Source organism: Kitasatospora sp. NPDC041988 (genome assembly GCF_055588525.1).
The window spans coordinates 1-20,575 of the sequence record NZ_JBVJCO010000037.1 but is presented as its reverse complement, the minus strand read 5'-3'; the positions used below and the strand labels follow the sequence as shown (position 1 = coordinate 20,575).

The following is a 20,575-nucleotide window of genomic DNA, read 5'->3' as shown; positions in this document are numbered from 1 at the left end:
CTGCATCCCGACGACCTGGGTGCTCCGCTGCTCCAACTCCTGGGCGGAGGAGGGAATGCTGGACGCCACCGTGCAGTTCTTGCGGCCACGCGCCCGTCACCGGGGGCTGGATCGCCTTCCTGCCACGGGAGATCGGGCGAAGGGGCCACCCGGGCCTACGGCCTGCGGCCCACGACTCGGCCGCGACCCGCCTCGGCCCGGTAACCACCGGGGGCGGCCTCGCCGTCGAGCCGTTCGAGCGCAGAACGACGGCGCAGGCGCACACCCCGACCACGACGGAATCCAGCCGACGTCGCGGCATGGCGCGGACCGGACGGTAGTATCGGTTTCCGCGCTGACTGAATATCAAGTGCACGCTATTCATTGGACATTACTGTCGGGGGCGTCAGCCGACCCCTCAGGTGGCGGCGACGCGGGAAGTCGCGCCGAGCCGCGCCCCCCTGTGCCCACCCTCCGCACCGGAACCGACCACGGAAACCGGTAAGAACCCAGAAAGCGTCCATTGGTTACCATCGCACATTCCGAGCTCGACGTCTTTCCACTCTGCCTCGGCGGCAGCGTCTTCGGATGGACCGTCGACGAGCGGATATCCTTCCGCGTCCTCGATGCCTACGCCGCCGCGGGCGGGAACTTCATCGACACCGCCGACTCCTATTCCCAGTGGGCCCCCGGAAACACCGGTGGGGAGTCCGAGTCCATCCTCGGCAACTGGCTGGCCGCGCGCGGTCAGCGGGACCGTTTCGTCATCGCCACCAAGGTGGGCCGACTGAACGGACTGTCCGGGCTCACGGCGAAGGTCGTCCACCAGGCGGTAGAGGAATCCCTGCGCCGTCTGCGGACGGATCATATCGACCTCTACTACACGCACGCGGACGACCCGGAAACTCCCCTCGAAGAGACCCTCGCCGCACTCGACACGCTGATCGCGGCTGGGAAGGTGCGCCATATCGGCGCCTCGAACATCAGCGGCCCCAGGCTGGCCGAATCCCTTGAGGTCTCGAAGCGTTCGGGGCTCGCCTCGTACGTGGCGGTCCAGCCTCCCTACAACCTCATGGAACGCGAGCCCTTCGAGAGTGGGATCGCCCCGGTATGCGAGCGCGAGGGCGTCTCCTGCGTCCCGTACTTCGCCCTGGCGCAGGGGTTCCTGACGGGCAAGTACCGCGAAGGCGCACCCGCCGTTCCCAGCGTCCGCAGCGACGCGGCACGACCGTACGGCGAAACGCCCCGCGGCCGCGCGGTGCTCCGGACGCTGGACACGATCGCCGCCGAGCACGGCACCGCCCCCGCCGCGGTGGCCCTGGCCTGGCTGAGGGCGCAGCCCCATGTCGTCGCTCCGCTCGCCAGCAGCAGGACGCCCGAGCAGCTCGCCGAACTGATCCCGGGAGCGACCCTGGAACTCTCCCCGGCCGAGGTTCACTCGCTGGATCTCGCTTCACGGACCACCGCGGCGGACCACCATGCGCACGTCGGCTGAAGGAGGAGGAGCCGCCGTGGCCCTCACCCCCCACACCGCCCTGATCGGATTCGACGCCCTCAAGTCGTTCATCTCAGTAGCACGCGATGAATACGAGGCCTGTACCCCTCAGGAACCGCCCTCCTGTTTCGCCCTCCTGCTCGGCACCGTCGACGACGGTGTCGCGGCCATCACCTCGGTCCAGTTCGCGACCAACGTCCGTGCCACCGACCCGATGGCGCTCGAAGAGTTCTCGAGCGCCATAGAGCCGTGCTTCGGAAGCGCCTACCGAAACCCCCACCGGGGATTCTGGTGCAGCTCGCAGGATCTGCTTCGTATTCACCGGCAGGCGGACCGTGACGGGGTCGAGATCCTGGGCTCCATCCATCTGCATCCCGACTGGCACCGGATCGGCCCACCCGAAGAGCGAGGGCTGCGAATAAGCGAGGAGCCGACACCGATGGACCGCTACATGTTCGACAACAGTCGGTACCCGGTGAACATGATCTGCTATCTGGAATCCGGCCCGCAGGGGGTTTCCGCCGCACTCGCGGCATGGGGCCCTCCCCCTGAGGACGAGGTCGCGGCGCCATGCCCCCGCCTCCTTCTGAGGTTCAGCGCGTCCTGAGGAACGGCAGGCTCGCCCCTCGCCACCGGCGGGACTCCGCCCCGGTCACACTCGCGGATGTGACCGGGGCGGACTCGGGCGGCCCCTCGTGGTCGGCCGATGTGCCCTCGCGGGCGTTCGCCTGGTCGTTATGCCGACTTCCTTCGCATCGTCTGCCAGGTGACCGTGACCCCGGCCGCGATCGCCGCCAGCAGGGTGCCGATGACCGCCCAGGTGATGGTTCCGGTGCTCAGGTGCAGGCCGACGTCGGCGGAGGTGGCCTGCGCGAGGCCGGAGGCCATGCCCGCCAGCGGGGGCAGCGTCACCAGGACACCGAGGGCGGCGCCGACAATGACGACCATCGCGGCCTCGCCGACCGAGAGGAGCAGCAGCTGGCAAACGGTTCCGGCCACGCTCGTGCTCGCCCGGGGCCTTCATCTGCACGGGCATCAGCGGCATCGCGATCTGTCGTGCTGCTGCGCCTGACCTACCTCGCCCGGCGCGAGGCAGGGTGCGCGGGGACCGGCACGTGGCCGCACGTCATTGCGCTGCGGTGTCCCGGGGTGTTCCCGGTTGTCCGGGACGGTCCGGAACGCCCAGCTGAGCTGCGTGTTCGCCCCGGGACGGGGGTGGGGCGAATCCGCACCGTGCCGGTCCGCCAGGTCGGTTGCCCAGGCGTCCCGGAGTCGATGAACCTCGTTCCGGCCTGGCCCACGAAAGGGCCGGGCGAACCGGAGGAGAGGGGAATCCCCGTACTCAAGAAGCTCGAGGCCATCGGCGCCGGCCTGCTGGAGCGGCTCGTGCCCAGCATCGAGGCGTCCGCGGCCCAGTGCAGCTGCAAGTGGTTCAAGGCGTGCTGGCAGTGCCCGTGGAGATGGCGGGCGGACGGGGTGAGCGGTTCCTTCGGCCCGTCACCCCTTCAGCCCGTCACCCCTTCAGCACCCCGAGCGGGACCAGCCGGGCGACGATGCGGCTGAGCCCGTTGCGCTCACTGGCGGTGACGACGGCGTCGACGTCCTTGTAGGCCTCCGGGGCCTCCTCCGTCGCGCTGCGCCACGAGGTCGGGCGGGCCGACACGCCGGCCGCGACCAGTTCGGCGCGCAGGTGGCGGATCTCGATCTCGCGCCGGGCGCGGTGGCGGCTCCAGACCCGGCCCGCACCGTGGCAGGAGGAGTCGAACGCCTCGTTCCCCGGCAACCCCGCCAGGACGTAGGACGCCGTGCCCATGGTGCCGGGGACGAAGACCGGCTGCCCTGCCCCGGCGAGGTCGGCCGGCAGGTCCGGGTGGCCCGGCGGCAGGGCTCGGGTGGCACCCTTGCGGTGGACGCAGAGCAATCGGCTCTCTCCGTCCACCTCCTGGCGTTCCAGCTTGGCCAGGTTGTGCGACACGTCGTAGAGCAGGTCCAGCCCGTAACCGGTGTTCTCCCGGAACGCCGCTCGGGCGGCGTCGGCCAGCAGGTGGCGGTTGGCGCGGGCGTAGTTGGCCGCGGCGGCCATCGCCCCCAGGTAGTCCCGGGCCTCCGGGGAGTCCACCGGGGCACACGCCAGCTGCCGGTCGGGGACGGAGATCCCCCGGCGGTGCATCACGGGCTCCATCCGCCGGACGTGGTCGGTGCAGATCTGGTGACCCAGGCCGCGCGAGCCGCAGTGGATCATCACGCAGACCTGGTCGGTGCGCAGACCGAAAGCCTGGGCGCATGCTTCGTCGTAGACCCGGTCGACGGCCTGGACCTCCAGGAAGTGGTTGGCCGAGCCCAGGCTCCCGACCTGGCCCGCCCCGCGCTCCAGCGCGCGGTCGCCGACGTGCGTCACGTCCGCGTCGTCCACCGCCCCGCCGTCCTCGCAGCGGTCGAGGTCGCGCGGCACCCCGTGCCCCATGTCCACCAGGTAGCGGGCGCCGCCGCGCAGCAGGTCGGCCAGTTGCCGGCGCCCGGCCGGCCGCCACAGGCAGCCCCGCCCCAGGCCGCGTGGGATCAGCGGGTCCAGCCGGTCCATCAGCGCCGGCAGCACCTCGCGCACCGTGTCCCGGTCGAGCTCGCTGGTGAGCAGCCGGACCCCGCAGGAGATGTCGAATCCGACCCCGCCCGGCGACACCACGCCGCCGGCCCCGACCTCCGTGGCCGCCACCCCGCCGATCGGGAAGCCGTAGCCCCAGTGGATGTCCGGCATCGCGTACGAGGCCCGGACGATGCCCGGCAGTGAGGCGACGTTCGCGACCTGTTCGAGTGCGCGGTCGCCCTCGTCGAGCGGCAGCAGCTCGTGCGGGGCGAAGATCACCCCGGGCACCCTCATCACGCCGCTGCGCTCGATCCGGTAGCGCCAGGGGGTCTCCTCCACCAGTCGGACGTCCATGTCAGCCGATGCCTCCTCGGCCCTGCCACGCTCATGTGCCATGGTGGCGTGTGCCATGGTGGCGCTCATCCACCGCGGCGCCACTCATCCGTTGCGATACCAGGGGCGCCCGCCGGTCAGACGTCCAACGTCACGTGGCACCGCCAGCCCCCCGCCGCTTCTCTCGTCATCCTCAGACCGTGCAGGGACACCGCCTTCGGCACCGCGCCGACCTGCTCGACCAGGGCGCTGTCCACCATGGTCAGTCGTATCCACACGCCCGCCCCCGTGCGCCGGACCGACACCTCGGCCGGCAGCTCCCCGGCCGTCTCCGCCCGGAAGATCATCTCCTCCAGAGCCGAGACCAGCAGCCGCTCGTCGGTGTCGTCGGCCAGCTCGTACTCCCGCTCGGTGCGCACCGCCCCCGGCGGGATCTCCGCGAAGCCCCCGACCGCCCCGCGCACCGCCTCCGCGACGCACTCCTCCCGCTCCGGGGCCCATGCCTCGACAGCCAGATCCCCGGTGTGCGGCACGGTCCGGTGGCCGGTGCCGCCGGGCGCTGCGCCCGGTGCTCCACTCACACCACCAGTCTTCCCCCGAAACGGGCCCGGCGGCAGCCCGGGGACCCGGAATGTGCCGCCCGGCCGGTCCGCCACCCCACACGTACCAGGAGCGGGTGGCCCGGCCGCCCTCCCCGGTGGGAGGCTGGTAGCAGGGCCTGAGCGCCGACGACCGATCCGAGCACGTGATGCCCACGAGGATTCTGCTGGAGGGGCGCCCCGGCAGCGGGAAGACGACCGCGATCCGCCGGCTGGCGGCGCTGCTGCGCACCCGGGAGGTCGTCGGCTTCACCACGGAGGAGATCCGCGAGGGCGGCGCCCGGGTCGGTTTCGCGTTGGAGACGCTGGCGGGCCGGAGAGGTGTGCTCGCCCAGGTCGGGTTGCCGGGGCCTCCGCGGGTCGGGCGGTACGGCGTCGACATCGGAGTGATGGAACGGCTCGCGCTGCCCTCCCTCGCGACTCCCCTGGAGCCCGGCACGCTCGTACTCATCGACGAGCTCGGGCGGATGGAACTGGCGTACTCCCCGTTCCGGAACGCCGTCCGGGCCGTGTTCGCGGCCGACGTGGATGTGGTCGCCACCGTGCACGCACAGCACGGCCCCTTCACCGACGTCCTGAAGCGCCGCACCGACGTCGAGCTGGTCCAGCTGACCCGGGCGAACCGGGACGTCCTCCCGGAGCGGCTGGCGGCGCGACTGGAGGGACGGTGAGCGGCGCGGTGCCCCGCCGGGGCCGGGCGGGCGCCGCGATCGTCCGACGACGCGACGACTGGCGGGCCGGGCTCCTGGCCGCGTCCGACCGGTGGGCCGAGCGCGCCGACCGGTGCGCCGGTTGGACCGGCCGGGGCGTCGAGCGGTGCCGCCGGTGGGCGCGCGAGGGCTCGCAACGGCCCGGGGAGCTGGCACCGCCGTCGTGGTTCTTCCTCGCCCTGCCGTTCGGCATCACCTGGTACCGGGTGACGGGTGGCGCTGCGCGGGCCTGGTGCGGACTGGCCCGCCCGGTGTGCCGGGTCGTCGCCGGAGCCCTCTTCGGGGTGCTCACCGCGTTGGCCCTCGTCCTGTCACGGCCATGAGGAACCGGCCGGTCCGAGGTTCGTCCTCCCAGGTGTCCGGCCTGGCCGCTCGCACCCCGGCATGCGGGCGGACAGCCATCCTCATATCGTGGAATTGGAACGTCCACAGAGGAACCGCCCCCTGTCAGGGGATCGCGGTGAGACCCGGCACTGCGGCACGTCATCGCATCCCACGGCCCGGCCGGCCAACCCCGCGACGGGGAAGCGGAAGTGACCACGAGCTCGGACACCACAGCCGGGCAGGGCTTCGACCACGCCGCCGTGGGCGCGGACGGCGGACCGCCGACCGCCGACGGTCGACCTCACCTCCGCGGGCATTCGGGTGCTCCTGCTCGACGCGGGGGCGCCGAGGAGACCGGCGACGGCTCATGGCACGGCACCGCCACGCGCCGGTACTTCGAGCGGCTAGGAGCGCTGCACGTACCGGCCCGGGCCCGAGGATCCCCGGCAGTCCACCGAGCAAGGAGCAAGGAGCAACCACGATGAGCACGCGACGGCACACCGCACGGCGGACCGGCGGCGGATACCGCACGTCCCTTCCCTGGCGGATCGTCACCGGCACTGCCGAGTACGTCGACCGGCGCATCGGCTGGGACAAGCTGGCCGTCTTACCGGGCCTGCTGACCCTCCTCGGACTGCGGGTCAGACTGCGGCAGCGGAACCTCCACGACACCGGTCACCTGCCCTCCGTCGATCCGCCCGCGCCCGCGCCCCCGTCCGCGCGACACAAGGTCAACCGGACCGCCGACGGCAGCCACAACGATCTCGACGATCCGCGCATGGGCATGGCGGGCACCCGCTTCGCCCGCAACATCCCGCTGGACAGGATCGCCCCGGCCACCCCCGAGTCCGTGCTGTCCCGGCCGAACCCGCGCGAGGTCAGCCGAGCCCTGCTCACCCGTCACGAGCTCGTCCCGGCCGAGTCGGTGAACTCACTGGTCGCCGCCTGGCTGCAGTTCATGATCCGCGACTGGTTCAGCCACGGCACGAGCCCCGTGGACCGGCCCTGGGAAGTCCCCCTCGTGGACGGCGACCCGTGGCCCGAGCCGCCGATGCGGATCATGCGGACACCGGACGACCCGACCCGGGATCCCCGGGCGCCCGCCGGGACCCCCGACACCCGCATCAACGTCTCCTCGCACTGGTGGGACGCGTCCCAGATCTACGGGACGAACGAGGCGGAGCAGCGGCTGCTCCGCACCGGGGAGCTGGGCAAGCTGCACGTGTGGGACAACGGACAGGTCCCGTTCGCCTCGGATCCCTCCCGTGATCCTTCACGGACTCCCGGCTTCTGGCTGGGCCTGGCCATGATGCAGACCCTCTTCGCCCGGGAGCACAACGCGATCTGCGACCACCTGCACGGCGCCTACCCGTCCTGGGACGACGAGGAGTTGTTCCAACGGGCCCGGCTCGTCAATGCCGCACTCCTCGCCAAGATCCACACCGTGGAGTGGACGCCGGCCGTGATCAGCCACCCCACCACCGTCGCGGCCCTGCGGGCCAACTGGTGGGGACTCGCGGGTGAGCGCGTGCACCGTCTCTTCGGCCGGATCAGCGAGAGCGAGGTCGTCAGCGGCATCCCGGGAGGCGAGACGGACCACTACGGCATCCCGTACGCGCTCACCGAGGAGTTCGTGGCCGTCTACCGCATGCACCCGCTCGTCCGCGACGACTGGCACCTGCGCTCCGCCGAGGACGACGCCACCCTGCGGCAGTGCACCTTCCGCGACATCTCGGGGCCCGACGCGCTGAAGGTCCTGGGGGCCACGAGGACGGCCGACCTGCTGTACAGCTTCGGCACGCTCCACCCGGGCCTGGTCACCCTGCACAACTTCCCGAGGTTCCTGCAGGAGTACCGGCGTCCGGACGGGAACCTGCAGGACCTCGCCGCCACCGACATCCTGCGTAGCCGGGAGCTGGGTGTCCCTCGCTACAACGAGTTCCGGCGGTTGCTGCGGTTGAAGCCCGCCCAGGATTTCCAGGAGCTGACGGACAACGCGGCCTGGGCCGAGGAGATCGAGCGGCTCTACGAGGGCGACATCGAGAAGGTCGACCTGACGGTCGGGATGTACGCGGAGAAGCTTCCGGCCGGGTTCGCCTTCAGCGACACGGCGTTCCGCATCTTCGTCCTGATGGCGTCACGCCGTCTGAACAGCGACCGCTTCTTCACCGAGTACTACACCCCCGAGGTGTACTCGAAGGCCGGTCTGGCCTGGATCGACGACAACTCCATGGTCACGGTGCTGCTACGCCACCACCCGGAGCTGCGTACGGCCCTCGCCGGCCTGGCCAACGCCTTCGTGCCGTGGCACACCGCCCGCAGGACGGCGGAATGACCTGAGTGCCGGCAGCCGGAGCCCCGGCCGAACGCGAGCGCCGGAGCGACCGCGCGCCCGTCGCCGTGGTGTTCGACCTCGGGCGAGGTCAGCCTGTGGCCGCCGCCGTGCATCGGTCCCCGGCGGCGCGGAGCCACCGCTGGTACGCCGAGCTGCGCTCGGCCGCGACCCGGTGGGCCGCGCGCGCGTGCTCGACGAGCTCCGTGCCCAGGGCGGCGAGCTGACCGGCCCGGTGCCAGGCGATCAGGTGCCGGTACCAGAGCGGGTCGCCGGCGATGGGCCGTACGGCGATGCCCGGCACCTCCTCGAAGGTGGCCTGGCACAGGCTCACCGCGTGCCCGCTGCGGACCAGTTCGAGCAGCAGCCGCCCCTCCGCCTCGTGGACGGTGCGCATCCGGTGGCCGGTCGCGTGGAAGGTGGTGGACCAGTACTCGCGGACCCGGTCGTCGTCCGGGCGCGGTGAGACCCAGTCCTCGTCCTCCAGTTCACCCAGGTGGACCTCCGGCCGGGCGGCGAGGCGGTGGCCGGCCGGCAGGGCGACGAACACGGGCTCGGTGACCACCGGCCGCAGGACCACACCCGGCCGCGCGGGCAGCTCGTAGCCGGGGCAGTCGCCGACCACGGCGGCGTCGAGGCGCCCGTGCGCGAGGTCGTCGATCAGGGGAACGGACGAGCCCTGGGCGCGGGAGGCGATCCGCGCCTCGGGGCGGTGGGTGCGCAGCGCGGTTATCAGCCCGCCGAGCAGCGGGGCATTGACGGACCCGAGCCGGAAGCGGGGTGTCGGGCTGCCGGTGCGGGCGGCCAGGGTGGAGGCGTTCAGCAGCTCGTCGACGGTGGGGAGGACGGCGCGGGCGCGGGTGAGCACGGTCTCGCCGAAGGCGGTCGGGACGGCGCCGGTGGGTCGGCGGTCGAACAGCGGGCCGCCCAACATGCTCTCGATCCGACGCAGTTGGGCGCTGAGGCCCGGCTGGGTGAGCCGGAGCGAGGCGGCGGCCCGGGTGAGGCTGCCGGTCTCGGCGATGGCGCAGATCATCCGTAGATGCCGTATCTCAAGCTCCATAAGCGGATGTTATGGGCAGCTGAGAGCTGCCGAAAGGGGTCCGGGCGGCCCAATCTTGTCCCACATGTGAAATGTCATATCGCACAGAAGAGGGACAAATGAGGACACGAAGAGCCGCATGCGCCCTGACCGCGGCCCTCGGACTGCTGTCGGCGGCCGCCTGTGGTGGGCCGGACGGCAGCGGTGCGGCCACGGACGCCGCCCCGGCGCCGGGCGGGACCCTGCACGTCCTTTCCAGCATCGACCTGGAGCACCTGGACCCGGCCCGCGCCTACGTCACCTCCACCCAGGACGTGGGCCGGCTGGTCTACCGGACGCTCACCACGTTCGCCCCCGCCCCCGGGCAGGCCGGCGGGCAGATCGTCCCGGACCTGGCCACCGACACCGGGCGCCCCGCCGACGGCGCGCGGACCTGGACCTTCACCCTCAAGGAGGGCGTGAAGTTCGAGGACGGCCGGCCCGTCACCAGCAAGGACGTCAAGTACGGTGTCGAGCGCACCTTCGCCGCCGAGCTGCCCGAGGGCCCGCCGTACGGCCGGCTCTGGCTGGCGGGCGGCGAAACGTACAAGGGGCCGTACAAGGACCCGGCCGGGCTCGCGTCGATCGAGACCCCGGACGAGCGGACCATCGTCTTCCGGCTCAACCGTCCGGTGGCCGACTTCGGTTCCGCCGTGTCGCTGCCGATGTTCGCCCCGGTGCCGCAGGACAAGGACACCGGCGTGGGCTACGACAACCGCCCGTTCTCCTCCGGCCCGTACCGGATCGACTCCTTCGAGCCCAAGAAGCGGCTCACCCTGGTCCGCAACCCCGCGTGGGACCGGGCCACCGACAGCGTCCGCAAGGGCCTGCCGGACAAGGTCGTCATCGACCTCAACCTCGACCCGGCGGTGGTCGACCAGCGGCTGATCGCCGGTCAGGGCGAGGACGCCGACGCCGTCGCGCTGGAGCCGATCGGTCCGGCCTCGGTGGGACGGGTGATGAACGACCCGCAGCTAAAGAAGCGCCTGGTCACCGGCGAGTCCATCAACACCCGCTTCCTCAGCATCAACACCAGGCGCCAGCCGCTGGACGACGTCCGGGTGCGGCAGGCCATCGCGTACGCGCTCGACAAGGACGCCCTGCGCACCACCCGCGGCGGCCCGATCGCGGGAGACCTCGCCACCACTTTGCTGCCCCCCACCCTGCTCGGCGCCGCCCCCGAGGACCCGTACCCGAGCAAGGACGGCAAGGGCGACCCGGACAAGGCCAAGGCCCTGCTCGCCGAGGCCGGTCACGCCTCCGGACTGGAGCTCACCCTCGACACCCCGGCGACCGCCGGCGGCAAGGCACAGGGCGAGGCGGTGCAGGCCTCGCTCGCCCGGGCCGGCATCACCGTGAAGATCAACGAGATCAGCTCCTCGGCCTTCTACAGCACGGTCGGCAGCCCCGCCCGGCAGCACGACCTGGTGATCGACGGCTGGACCCCGGACTGGCCGGGCGCCTCCACCTACCTGCCGATCCTGTTCGACGGCCGGCTGATCACCCCCGAGGGCAACAACAACCGCGCCCAGTACGACTCCCCCGACGTCGACGCCCGGCTGGACGAGATCGCGGCCGTGGGCGACCCGGCCGCCGCGCAGAGCGCGTACGGCGAGCTCGCCAAGCGCATCATGCGGGACGCCCCCGTCGTCCCCTTCCTCTGGGACCGGGCCGCCGTCCTGGTCGGACCGAACGTGGCCGGCGCGTACGGGCACACCGCCTTCGTCGGCCGGCTCGACCTCGTCTCGCTGGGGCTGCGGAAGTGAGCGAGCGAACAATCGAGAGGTGCGCGTTGCGCGAAGCGACCACCGAGCGAAGCGAGGAGGGCGCATGAGCGTCCTGCGCAAGCTGCTGGCCCAGCGCTCGGCGGCGCTGGCGCTGACCGCGGTTGCCCTGCTGGTGCTCACCGCACTCGCCGCCCCGCTGATCAGCTGGCTGGCCGGCAGCTCCCCGACGGCCTTCCACGGCGAGGCGGTGGACCCGGCGCTCGGCGGACTGCCACGCGGGGCCGCGGGCGGGATCAGCACCGAGCACTGGCTGGGCGTGGAGCCCGTCAACGGCCGGGACGTGCTCGCCCGGGTGGTGTACGGCGCGCGGGTCTCCCTGCTGATCGCCGTCCTGGCCACCACCGTGTCCCTGGTCCTCGGCACCTCACTCGGCCTGCTCGCCGGCTTCCTCGGCGGTTGGACCGACACCGTCATCGGCCGGCTGATGGACCTGCTGATGTCCTTCCCCAGCCTGATCTTCATGATCGCGCTGATCTCGGCCGCGCCCGGTGCCGACCGCCGGCTGCTGCTGGTCGTGGTGCTCGGGTTCTTCGGCTGGCCGTACGTGGGGCGGATCGTGCGCGGGCAGGCGATGGTGCTCGCCCGCGGCGAGTTCGTGGCGGCGGCCCGGGTGCTCGGCGCGTCCCGGCGGACCCTGCTGCTGCGCGAGGTGCTGCCCAACCTGACCGGACCGGTGCTGGTGGTGGCGACGATGTCGATCCCGGCCTGCGTCGCCACCGAGGCCGGACTCTCCTTCCTCGGCGTGGGCGTACAAGCACCGACGCCCTCCTGGGGGCAGATGATCGCCACCGCCGTGCCCTGGTACGCCGCCGACCCGGCCTACTTCCTCATCCCCGGCGTCCTTCTGTTCGTCACCGTGCTCGCGTTCAACGTGCTGGGCGACGCCGTGCGCGACACGCTCGACCCCCGGAGCACACCACGATGATCCTCTACCTGCTGCGAAGACTGGCCGTCACCGCACTCGTCCTGCTGGTGATCTGCGCCATCACCTTCGCGATCTTCTACCTGATGCCCGCCGATCCGGCCCAGGGCGCCTGCGGCAAGGCCTGCAGCCCCGAACGGCTCGCCGGGATCCGCGCCACCCTCGGCCTGGACCGCTCCCCGCTCGCCCAGTTCGGGGACTACCTCGGCGGCATCGTCACCGGCCGCAGCTACGGCGACGGCGCGCAGGCCGTCCAGTGCCCGTTCCCCTGCCTGGGCTTCAGCTTCCAGACGAACCAGCCGGTCTGGCGGATGCTGACCAGCCGGCTGCCCGTCAGCGTTTCCATCGCCGTCGGCGCGGCCCTGCTGTGGCTGGCCGTCGGCGTGGCGGCGGGCGTGGTGTCCGCGCTGCGACGCGGCAGCCTCTGGGACCGCGCCGCGATGACGGCCGCCCTCGGCGGGGTCTCGCTGCCCGTCTACTTCACCGCGCTGGTGCTCCAGTACCTGCTGGTGGTGAAGCTGAACCTGCTGCCCTACCCGACGGCCGTCCCACTCACCGAGGACCCGGCCGGCTGGGCGCAGTCGATGGTGATGCCCTGGATCACCCTGGCCATGCTCTACGCCGGCGTGTACGCCCGGGTCACCCGCAGCGAGATGCTGGAGAGCCTCGGCCAGAACTACGTCCGCACGGCGCGTGCCAAGGGCCTGGCCGAGGTCACCGTGGTACGGCGCCATGCGCTGCGGCCCGCGCTGATGCCGATCGTGACGATCTTCGGCATGGACCTCGGCGCCCTGCTCGGCGGTGCGCTCATCACCGAGTCGGTGTTCGGCCTGCCCGGCGTCGGCAAGCTCGCCGCCGACGCCATCGCGGGCGCCGACCAGCCGGTGATCCTCGGCGTGACGCTGTTCGCCGCCGGATTCGTGGTGCTGGCCAACCTGATGGTCGACCTCGTCTACGCCGTGCTCGACCCGAGAGTGAGGGCCGTCGGATGACTCTCCTCACCGTACGAGACCTGACGGTCGACTTCGCCTCCGGTGTCCGTGCCGTCGACGGACTCGACCTCGACCTCGCCGCCGGGCAGGTGCTCGGCGTGGTCGGGGAGTCCGGCAGCGGCAAGTCCGTCACCAGCCTCGCCGTGCTCGGGCTGCTGCCCCGCGATGCCCGGGTCAACGCCGAAATCCACTTCGACGGACGCGAGTTGACGGGCATGGACCAGCGTTCCCTGCGCCGCCTGCGCGGCAACCGGATCGCCATGGTCTTCCAGGACCCGCTGTCCTGCCTCAACCCGTACTACCCTGTCGCCTTCCAGATCGCCGAGGCCTACCGGGCCCACCACCGGGCCGGGCGGAAGGCGGCCCACCGGGTCGCCGTCCGGATGCTGGAGCGCGTCGGCATCCCCGAGCCCGAACGGCGCGCCCGCTCCTACCCGCACGAGTTCTCCGGCGGGATGCGCCAGCGGGTGATGATCGCGATGGCGCTGTGCCTGGAGCCGGACCTGCTGATCGCCGACGAGCCGACCACCGCGCTCGACGTCACCGTCCAGGCCCAGATCCTCGACCTGCTGCGCGAACTGCGCCAGGAGGCCGGCACCGCGATCATGCTGATCACCCACGACATGGGCGTGGTCGCCGGACTCGCCGACCAGGTCGTCGTGATGCACGACGGCCGCGCGGTCGAACGCGGCACCGTCCACGACGTCTTCCACCGGCCGCAGGAGGCCTACACCCGGGGCCTGCTCGCCTGCGTGCCGCGCGTCGACGGGCCGCTGCCCCACCGGCTGCCCACCCTGGAGGCGAACTCATGAGCCACCCGCCGCAAACCCCCCTGCCGGACACCCCCTCGCACGAAACGCCCCTGCTCGAAACCCGCGGCCTCGTCAAGCGCTTCCCCGTCCGGCACGGCCTCACCCGGCGCCTCGCCGGACACGTCACCGCCGTCGACGACGTCTCGCTGCGGGTCGGCCCGGGCGAGACCCTCGGCCTGGTCGGCGAGTCCGGCTGCGGCAAGTCCACCGTGGCCCGCCTGCTCACCCGGCTGGAGCGGCCGACCTCCGGCACCATCCGATTCGCCGGGCAGGACCTCGCCGACCTCGACGAAAGCCGGCTGCGCCCGGTCCGCCGCGAACTCCAGATGGTCTTCCAGGACCCGCTCTCCTCGCTCAACCCCCGCCAGAGCGTCCGCCGGATCCTCGCCTCGCCCTTCGCCTACCAGGGGCTGGCACCCGACGAGCCGGTGGAGCGGCTGCTGGAACGGGTCGGGCTGAAGGCCGAACACGCCGACCGCCACCCGCACGAGTTCTCCGGCGGCCAGGCCCAACGCATCGGCATCGCCCGTGCGTTGGCCCTGCGGCCGAAGCTGGTGGTGTGCGACGAGCCGGTCTCCGCCCTCGACGTCTCGGTGCAGGCCCAGATCCTCAACCTGCTCAAGGACCTCCAGGACGAGTACGGTCTCGCCTACCTCTTCATCGCCCACGACCTCGGCGCCGTCCGGCAGATCAGCACCCGGATCGCCGTCATGTACCTCGGGTCCGTCGTCGAGACCGCCGACCGCGACACCCTGTTCGCCACGCCGGCCCACCCCTACACCCGCGCCCTGCTGTCCGCCGTACCGCTGCCCGACCCGGACGCCGAGCGCGGCCGCGAGCGCATCGTGCTCCGCGGCGACCTGCCCAGCCCGCTGAACCCGCCCAGCGGCTGCCGCTTCCGCACCCGCTGCCCGAAGGCCGACGACCGCTGCGCCGCCGAGCGACCCGCACTGCGGGAGATCGCGCCGGGCCACCAAGTCGCCTGTCACCACCCGGAGTCGCCACAGTGATCCTGACCAGACACCGCCTGCCCGGGCTCGCGGTGACCGACCACGCCTTCACCGTCCCCCTCGACCACGCCGACCCCGGCGGCGCAACCATCGAGGTCTTCGCCCGCGAGCTGGCCGACCCGGTTCGCGCCGGGGACCAACTGCCCTGGCTGCTCTACCTCCAGGGCGGGCCGGGAGGGAAGTCACCGCGCCCGGTGAACACCGGGGGCTGGCTCGACCACGCCCTGAAGACCCATCGGGTACTGCTGCTCGACCAGCGCGGCACCGGCCGCTCCACCCCCGTCACCGCCCGCGCGGCGACCGGCCTCGGCCCGGCCCGCCGCCTGGCCGATCACCTGGCGCTGCACCGGGCCGACTCGATCGTCGCCGACGCCGAACTGATCAGACGTCAACTGTGCGGCGACCAACCGTGGGAGACGCTCGGCCAGAGCTACGGCGGCTTCGTCACCCTCAGCTACCTCTCCTTCGCGCCCGCGGGCCTGCGCGCCTGCTACATCACGGGCGGCCTGCCGGGCCTCGACGCCACCGCCGACGACGTGTACGCCGCCACCTATCCCCGGGTTCGCGAGCGGCTCACCTCCCACTACCTCCGCCACCCCGGCGACCGCCCGCTGCTGCGACACCTCGCGGACCTGCTCGACCGCCACCCGGTCCACCTCCCGGACGGCGACCGGCTCACCGCACGCCGCCTGCGCACCCTCGGCCTCATGCTCGGCATGGGCGACGGCTCCGCCCGCCTGCACTGGCTGCTCGACGAAGCCCTCGGCGCCGACGGCGCCCCCACCGCCACCTTCCTCCAGCAGGTCATGCAGCTGACCTCCTTCACCGACAACCCGCTCTTCGCCGTCCTCCAGGAGTCCATCTACGGCCGCGGCGGCACCGTCACCGGCTGGGCCGCCGAACGCGCCCTGGCCGCCCACCCCGCTTTCGCCGAGGATGCCGACCCGCTCATGCTCACCGGCGAGATGATCTACCCCTGGATGTTCCGGGAGGTCGCCGGCCTGCGCCCGTTCGCCGAGGCCGCCGACCTGCTCGCCGCACGCACCGACTGGCCCGAGCTGTACGACCCGGCCCGGCTCGCCGCCAACCGGGTCCCGGTGGCCGCCGCCGTCTACCACGACGACATGTACGTGGACGCCGGCCTGTCCCTGCGCACCGCCCGCGCGGTCGGCGGCCTGCGCGCCTGGGTCACCAACGAGTGGGAGCACGACGGTGTGACCGCCTCCGGTGGGCGGGTCCTCGCGCGTCTGATGGACCTGGCCTCCGGCCGGGCCTGAGCAAACCCTCGATGGGAGAACCGTGTTGAACCCCCGCCTCCTCGCCGGTGCCCTGGCGCTGGCCCTCCCGCTGGTCGCCGCCGCGTCCCCCTCCCCCGGCGCGTCCGCCCCCACCGCGTCGGCCCCCACCGCTTCCGCCGCCGCCTGCGCCCTGCCCGGCCGAACCGGCTGGACCGACGAGGGCCACGACACCGACCGCACGCAGTTCCAGCAGCCGCTCGGAACCAAGCACGTGCTGATGCTCTTCGTCGACTTCCCCGACGCCCCGGCCACCGGCGAACTCGGCGACTACTACCGGCAACTCGCCCCGGCCGCCGACTGGATGGGGCAGGAATCCTACGGCCGCACCCGCCTCGCCATCACCCCGCTCAACCGCTGGCTCCACCTGCCGCAGGATTCCGGCTCCTACGGCTTCCAGCGCGGCATCAGCTTCGAACAGCACGAGGCGTACGTGCGCCAGGCCGTCGAGGCCGCCGGCCCGGACGTCGACTTCTCCCGGTACGACCTGCTCTACATCGTCCCGACCAGATCAGCCTCCGCCATCACCTTCTCCCCCACCTACCTGTACGACCCGGCCGCCCCCGGCATCGTGGCGGGCGGCAAGCGGATCAAATGGGCGGTCACCTTCGGCCAGGACATGTACCGCTGGGGCCCCAAGGTCGCCGCCCACGAGACCTCGCACACCTTCGGCCTGCCCGACCTGTACGCCTTCGACGGCACCGACGCCCACCGCTACGTCGGCGGCTGGGACGTGATGGGCCTCATCTCCGGTCCGGCACCGCAGCATCTCGGCTGGGAGCGCTGGAAGCTGGGGTGGATCGACGACCGCCAGGTCGCCTGCCTGCCCACCACCGGCAGCCGTACGGTCCACCTGCGGGCGATCGAACGCCCCGGCGGCACCAAGATCGCGGTGGTCCGCACCGGCGAGACCACCGCGTACGTCGCCGAGTCCCGCCGCGCCGTCGGCGGCGACGCGTCCGCGTGCTCGTCCGGCGTGCTGATCTACCGCGTCGACACCTCCGTCCGGACCGGCGACGGCCCGGTCCGGGTGATCAACGGCCACCCGGAGGCCACGCCGCCCCCGGGGTGCCGGCCGCTCGACATGGCGGCCTACCGGGCCGGCGAGTCCTTCACCGACCCCGCCACCGGCGTCCGGATCGAGGTCGGCCACCAGGACCCGCTCTCCGACACCGTGACGGTCACCCGGACCGGGCTGACCGCCCGCTCCTCCGACACACCCTGAGCCCGCGCCGTGCGGGCCGCCGTCCGGGTGCCCTACCACCCGCGTCCGCACAGTGCGACCCAGGTCCGACGGGGGCTCTCCGCTCCCCGGCCGGGCCCTCCCCCTCACCGTCCTCGCCCCCAGGAGGAACACCACTGTGCGAGCCCTCTTGAGATCCCCCTTGCGAGCCTCCACCAGGACGCTCCGCCCCCAGGCCGCTCTGCTCGCCGTCGTCGGCGCGCTCGTCCTGCTCGTCGCCCCCGCCCGCCCGGCCGTCGCCGCCACCCTCCCGGCCCCGGCCTCCGCCTGCGCCCTCGCCGGCACCACCGGCTGGACCGACGAGGGCCACGGCACCGACCGCGTCCGCTTCCAGCAGCCGCTCGGCACCAAGCGCGTGCTCACGCTCTTCGTCGACTTCCCCGACGCCCCCGCCGACGGCCCCACCCAGCCCTACACCGCCCAGCTCACCCCCGCCGCAGACTGGATGTGGCAGGCCTCCTACGGCCGCACCTGGCTGGCCATCAGCCCACTGGACCGCTGGCTGCGCATGCCGCAGCCCTCCACCTCGTACGGCTTCCAGCGCGGCATCGGCTTCGAGCAGCACGAGGCGTACGTGCGCGACGCCGTGCAGGCCGCCGCGCCGTACACCGACTTCTCCCGGTACGACCTGGTGTACGTCGTCCCGCCGAAGTCCGCCTCGGCGATCAGCTTCACGCCCACCTACGTCTACGACCCCTCCACCGCGGGAGTGACCGTGGGCGGCACCCGCATCAAGTGGGCGGTGACCTTCGGTCAGGACATGTGGTACTGGGGCCCGAAGATCGCCGACCACGAGACCGGCCACACCTTCGGCCTGCCCGACCTCTACGCCTTCACCGGCACCGACCAGCACGCCTACGTCGGCGGCTGGGACCTGATGGGCAAGGTCGGCGGCCGGGCACCGCAGTACCTGGGCTGGGAGCTGTGGAAGCTGGGCTGGATCGACGACAGCCAGATCGCCTGCCTCCCCGGCCCCGGCTGGACCAACGTCGATCTCACGGCGGTGGAGTACATCGGCGGCACCAAGATCGGGGTGATCCGCACCAGTGCCACCACCGCGTACGTCGTCGAGTCCCGCCGGGCCGCCTACAGCGACCCGGACCCCTGCTCGACCGGCGTGCTGATCTACCGCGTCGACACCTCCGTCCGGACCGGCGACGGCCCGGTCCGGGTGATCAACGGCAACCCGGGCGCCACGCCGCCACCGGGGTGCACCCCGCTCGACATGGCGGCCCACCGCCCGGGCCAGAGCTTCACCGACTGGTCCGCCCGCGTCCAGATCTCCGTCCGCCAGGGCGGCGACTACGGGGACACCGTCCAGATCAGCAGTTGGTGATCCCCCGCGCACCCGGGCAGGGCCTGCCGCGCGGGTCACGCCCGGTCGGGAAGGCCGTGCGGCCGGCTACCGCAGGACGGACTCGACCATGACGCCGCAGGGCGTCGAGTCGGCGGTGTCGCCGTCCGCGAGGGGCTTGCGCACCACGGACAGCTTCGACTCGCCCTCCTCCCCGAACGGGGTGATGTTGTTCCAGCCGCCGTTGCTGTTCCAACCCTCGTAGACCTTCTCCTCGATGCTCATCACGTGGTCCGTCAGTCGGACCCCCATCTCACCGGCACGCGGGCCCCTCAACTCGGCTTGGATCGACTACGCAGCGTCCCGAGTCCTTGATCCGCCGGCGGGGCCGCCGGATGACCTCGGCCAACCGGGCGGTGAAGTGGCGGCACGTCGGCTCGACCGCCTCGTCCACGTCCTCGCGCAGGTAGGCCTCGCGCAGTCCCTCGCGGGCCCGCGCGGCGAGCGAGCGCACGCCGCTCGGTGTCATCCCCATCCGTTCCGCGACGGCGGCCGCCGACTCCCCCTCCACGACGGTGAGCCACAGGAGCGCCTGCCACCGCTCGGGAAGGGAGCGGTAGGCCTTGGCGACCAGGGCGTTCTCCTCGGTGGCGAGCAGCGCGGCCTCGGTCTCCGCGTCCCCGGCGAGCTGTTCGACCCAGGTCTCGAAGTCCTCCGGCAGCAGCACGCGACGGGTGAGGTGCCGGCTCCACTCCATCGCGGTGCGGCGGACGCAGGCCATCAGGTAGGGGCGCCAGGCGTGGCGCGGTCCGTGGCCACGGGCCACCGACATGTACGTACGGGCGTAGGCCTCGGCGGCGAGGTCCTGTGCGGTCTGCGGGTCACGGCAGTAGCCGCGCGCGTAGGCCAGCACCGCGCCGTGGTGGCGGGTGAAGACCTCGGCCATCACTTCTCCGACACGGGAGGTGTCGGTGGCGGTCGCGGCGGGAAGGACCGCGGAGAGCTCGACGTCGCTCAAGGTGCTCAGACCCAGTCCGTGGTGTTCGGAACGCACGGTCAATGTGGCCTCCTCAGGTCTGGTTGCCCCGTGACGGGCAGGTCGCGCGAACCAGGGGTACGGCGGCTGCGCGGGGCCGGGGAAATCGGGCGTTGCTCGGTTGTCTGCGAAGCGGGGCAGGCGCGGCGCTGCACCTGGCGGCTCTTGGGTGGACGGGCGCGGGGGCGCCCGGTCGCGGGGGGCGTGACGTCTGTTGTTGCCCTCGGCCTGCCCGGGCTGGACGACACCGGTGACGCACGGCTGCCGTGCCGTCGGGAGGCGGTGGAGGGTGGTCCACAGCACACCAGCCGGACGGCGGTTCGGGCAATCGTCTCCAGGCCCGCCACCCGCCCGCCCATTCCCAAACCGAATAGCGAGCGGCGCCCGTCGGGCGGTACGCGCGGGCGCCGGTTCGCTCGGCGGCCCGCGTCTGCGCAGACCCCACTGTCCCGTCAGTCCCGGGCTCACGTCCGGCGCCGCGGGCGTAACAGAAATGCCGATTCGGGTTTGATATGTTCCGAATCGGTAGCGCGGCACAACCGATGACACCGTGACGGACGAGCGGCACTCGCCACCGGTACCCGTCGCACCGCCAGGAGGCGCTCCAGGAGGGCGTGTTCGGCACGCCGGTCGTCAACGCGACGGGTGCGGACACTCACGCTGTCGGACGGCCCCCTGTCGAACTGCGACGGCGGTGGCGACGCCACGGAGACTCCCGCGGGCATGGGCCCGCGGGAGTCTCCGTGG

General features: G+C 72.4%; 19 protein-coding genes. 13 read left to right on the top strand and 6 right to left on the bottom strand.

Annotated features, from left to right (window positions below; all coding sequences use genetic code 11):
• Positions 1-502: 502 nt before the first annotated feature.
• Both ACZ6NC_RS30245 and ACZ6NC_RS30240 read left to right on the top strand, forming a co-directional pair.
• Positions 503-1,474: an aldo/keto reductase gene (locus tag ACZ6NC_RS30245; RefSeq protein WP_465737018.1), complete on the top strand. Its 972-nt coding sequence runs from the start codon at positions 503-505 to the stop codon at positions 1,472-1,474.
• Positions 1,475-1,490: 16 nt separating this feature from the next.
• On the top strand, positions 1,491-2,081 hold the full coding sequence (locus tag ACZ6NC_RS30240; RefSeq protein ID WP_465737017.1) for an MPN domain-containing protein: 591 nt from the start codon (positions 1,491-1,493) through the stop codon (positions 2,079-2,081).
• A gap of 128 nt (positions 2,082-2,209) precedes the next feature.
• Here ACZ6NC_RS30240 and ACZ6NC_RS30235 read toward each other — a convergent pair whose 3' ends face one another.
• From ACZ6NC_RS30235 to ACZ6NC_RS30225, 3 genes are all read right to left on the bottom strand, one after another.
• The gene (locus tag ACZ6NC_RS30235) at positions 2,210-2,473 is read right to left on the bottom strand and encodes a hypothetical protein (protein WP_465737016.1); all 264 of its coding nucleotides are present in this window, start codon (positions 2,471-2,473) and stop codon (positions 2,210-2,212) included.
• Positions 2,474-2,987: 514 nt separating this feature from the next.
• Complete coding sequence (locus ACZ6NC_RS30230; protein ID WP_465737015.1) at positions 2,988-4,412, bottom strand: RtcB family protein; 1,425 nt, start codon at positions 4,410-4,412, stop codon at positions 2,988-2,990.
• 116 nt (positions 4,413-4,528) lie between these two features.
• Entirely contained in the window at positions 4,529-4,972 is a 444-nt protein-coding gene (locus tag ACZ6NC_RS30225) for an archease (RefSeq protein ID WP_465737014.1), read from the bottom strand.
• Positions 4,973-5,139: 167 nt separating this feature from the next.
• Between ACZ6NC_RS30225 and ACZ6NC_RS30220 the strand changes: the two genes are divergently transcribed.
• The 3 genes from ACZ6NC_RS30220 to ACZ6NC_RS30210 all read left to right on the top strand — a co-directional run bounded on the left by ACZ6NC_RS30220 (position 5,140) and on the right by ACZ6NC_RS30210 (position 8,359).
• Positions 5,140-5,661, top strand: a complete 522-nt coding sequence (locus ACZ6NC_RS30220) for a nucleoside-triphosphatase (protein ID WP_465737013.1) — start codon at positions 5,140-5,142, stop codon at positions 5,659-5,661.
• Positions 5,658-6,023, top strand: a complete 366-nt coding sequence (locus tag ACZ6NC_RS30215; RefSeq protein ID WP_465737012.1) for a hypothetical protein — start codon at positions 5,658-5,660, stop codon at positions 6,021-6,023. Before ACZ6NC_RS30220 ends, ACZ6NC_RS30215 begins: the two co-directional genes overlap by 4 nt.
• A 482-nt stretch (positions 6,024-6,505) precedes the next feature.
• Entirely contained in the window at positions 6,506-8,359 is a 1,854-nt protein-coding gene (locus ACZ6NC_RS30210) for a peroxidase family protein (RefSeq protein WP_465737011.1), read from the top strand.
• An 88-nt stretch (positions 8,360-8,447) separates the two neighbouring features.
• On the opposite strand, the gene ACZ6NC_RS30205 is transcribed toward ACZ6NC_RS30210, so the two are convergent.
• A complete protein-coding gene (locus tag ACZ6NC_RS30205; RefSeq protein ID WP_465737010.1) occupies positions 8,448-9,419 on the bottom strand; it encodes a LysR family transcriptional regulator in 972 nt (323 codons plus the stop codon).
• Positions 9,420-9,517: 98 nt separating this feature from the next.
• Here ACZ6NC_RS30205 and ACZ6NC_RS30200 point away from each other — a divergent pair, with 98 nt between their 5' ends.
• The 8 genes from ACZ6NC_RS30200 (at position 9,518) to ACZ6NC_RS30165 (ending at position 18,834) form a co-directional block, all read left to right on the top strand.
• Positions 9,518-11,203 carry an ABC transporter substrate-binding protein gene (locus tag ACZ6NC_RS30200; RefSeq protein ID WP_465737009.1) on the top strand — a complete coding sequence of 562 codons (1,686 nt, stop codon included), beginning with the start codon at positions 9,518-9,520 and terminating at the stop codon, positions 11,201-11,203.
• A 64-nt stretch (positions 11,204-11,267) separates the two neighbouring features.
• Positions 11,268-12,149, top strand: a complete 882-nt coding sequence (locus ACZ6NC_RS30195; protein WP_465737008.1) for an ABC transporter permease — start codon at positions 11,268-11,270, stop codon at positions 12,147-12,149.
• On the top strand, positions 12,146-13,138 hold the full coding sequence (locus tag ACZ6NC_RS30190) for an ABC transporter permease (protein ID WP_465737007.1): 993 nt from the start codon (positions 12,146-12,148) through the stop codon (positions 13,136-13,138). The genes ACZ6NC_RS30195 and ACZ6NC_RS30190 overlap by 4 nt, the downstream gene beginning before the upstream one ends.
• Positions 13,135-13,950 carry an ABC transporter ATP-binding protein gene (locus ACZ6NC_RS30185; protein ID WP_465737006.1) on the top strand — a complete coding sequence of 272 codons (816 nt, stop codon included), beginning with the start codon at positions 13,135-13,137 and terminating at the stop codon, positions 13,948-13,950. The genes ACZ6NC_RS30190 and ACZ6NC_RS30185 overlap by 4 nt, the downstream gene beginning before the upstream one ends.
• Positions 13,947-14,960, top strand: coding sequence for an ABC transporter ATP-binding protein (locus ACZ6NC_RS30180; RefSeq protein WP_465737005.1), 1,014 nt, complete (start codon positions 13,947-13,949; stop codon positions 14,958-14,960). Before ACZ6NC_RS30185 ends, ACZ6NC_RS30180 begins: the two co-directional genes overlap by 4 nt.
• Positions 14,961-14,962: 2 nt before the next feature.
• Positions 14,963-16,237 (top strand): alpha/beta fold hydrolase, encoded by a 1,275-nt coding sequence (locus ACZ6NC_RS30175; protein ID WP_465737079.1) that lies wholly within the window; start codon positions 14,963-14,965, stop codon positions 16,235-16,237.
• 22 nt (positions 16,238-16,259) lie between these two features.
• Entirely contained in the window at positions 16,260-17,480 is a 1,221-nt protein-coding gene (locus ACZ6NC_RS30170; protein WP_465737004.1) for a M6 family metalloprotease domain-containing protein, read from the top strand.
• 160 nt (positions 17,481-17,640) lie between these two features.
• Entirely contained in the window at positions 17,641-18,834 is a 1,194-nt protein-coding gene (locus ACZ6NC_RS30165; protein WP_465737003.1) for a M6 family metalloprotease domain-containing protein, read from the top strand.
• 66 nt (positions 18,835-18,900) lie between these two features.
• Here ACZ6NC_RS30165 and ACZ6NC_RS30160 read toward each other — a convergent pair whose 3' ends face one another.
• Positions 18,901-19,077 carry a hypothetical protein gene (locus ACZ6NC_RS30160; protein ID WP_465737002.1) on the bottom strand — a complete coding sequence of 59 codons (177 nt, stop codon included), beginning with the start codon at positions 19,075-19,077 and terminating at the stop codon, positions 18,901-18,903.
• A 28-nt stretch (positions 19,078-19,105) separates the two neighbouring features.
• Positions 19,106-19,846 carry an RNA polymerase sigma factor gene (locus ACZ6NC_RS30155; RefSeq protein WP_465737078.1) on the bottom strand — a complete coding sequence of 247 codons (741 nt, stop codon included), beginning with the start codon at positions 19,844-19,846 and terminating at the stop codon, positions 19,106-19,108.
• Between the last annotated feature and the right edge of the window lie 729 nt (positions 19,847-20,575).

Excerpts from the sequence above, each read along its gene's own strand:
- ACZ6NC_RS30190 (WP_465737007.1), top strand. The coding sequence starts at position 12,146 with ATGATCCTCTACCTGCTGCGAAGACTGGCCGTCACCGCACTCGTCCTG.
- ACZ6NC_RS30200 (WP_465737009.1), top strand. The coding sequence starts at position 9,518 with ATGAGGACACGAAGAGCCGCATGCGCCCTGACCGCGGCCCTCGGACTG.
- ACZ6NC_RS30195 (WP_465737008.1), top strand. The coding sequence starts at position 11,268 with ATGAGCGTCCTGCGCAAGCTGCTGGCCCAGCGCTCGGCGGCGCTGGCG.
- ACZ6NC_RS30160 (WP_465737002.1), bottom strand. The coding sequence starts at position 19,077 with ATGAGCATCGAGGAGAAGGTCTACGAGGGTTGGAACAGCAACGGCGGC.
- ACZ6NC_RS30210 (WP_465737011.1), top strand. The coding sequence starts at position 6,506 with ATGAGCACGCGACGGCACACCGCACGGCGGACCGGCGGCGGATACCGC.
- ACZ6NC_RS30180 (WP_465737005.1), top strand. The coding sequence starts at position 13,947 with ATGAGCCACCCGCCGCAAACCCCCCTGCCGGACACCCCCTCGCACGAA.
- ACZ6NC_RS30230 (WP_465737015.1), bottom strand. The coding sequence starts at position 4,412 with ATGGACGTCCGACTGGTGGAGGAGACCCCCTGGCGCTACCGGATCGAG.
- ACZ6NC_RS30205 (WP_465737010.1), bottom strand. The coding sequence starts at position 9,419 with ATGGAGCTTGAGATACGGCATCTACGGATGATCTGCGCCATCGCCGAG.
- ACZ6NC_RS30220 (WP_465737013.1), top strand. The coding sequence starts at position 5,140 with ATGCCCACGAGGATTCTGCTGGAGGGGCGCCCCGGCAGCGGGAAGACG.
- ACZ6NC_RS30185 (WP_465737006.1), top strand. The coding sequence starts at position 13,135 with ATGACTCTCCTCACCGTACGAGACCTGACGGTCGACTTCGCCTCCGGT.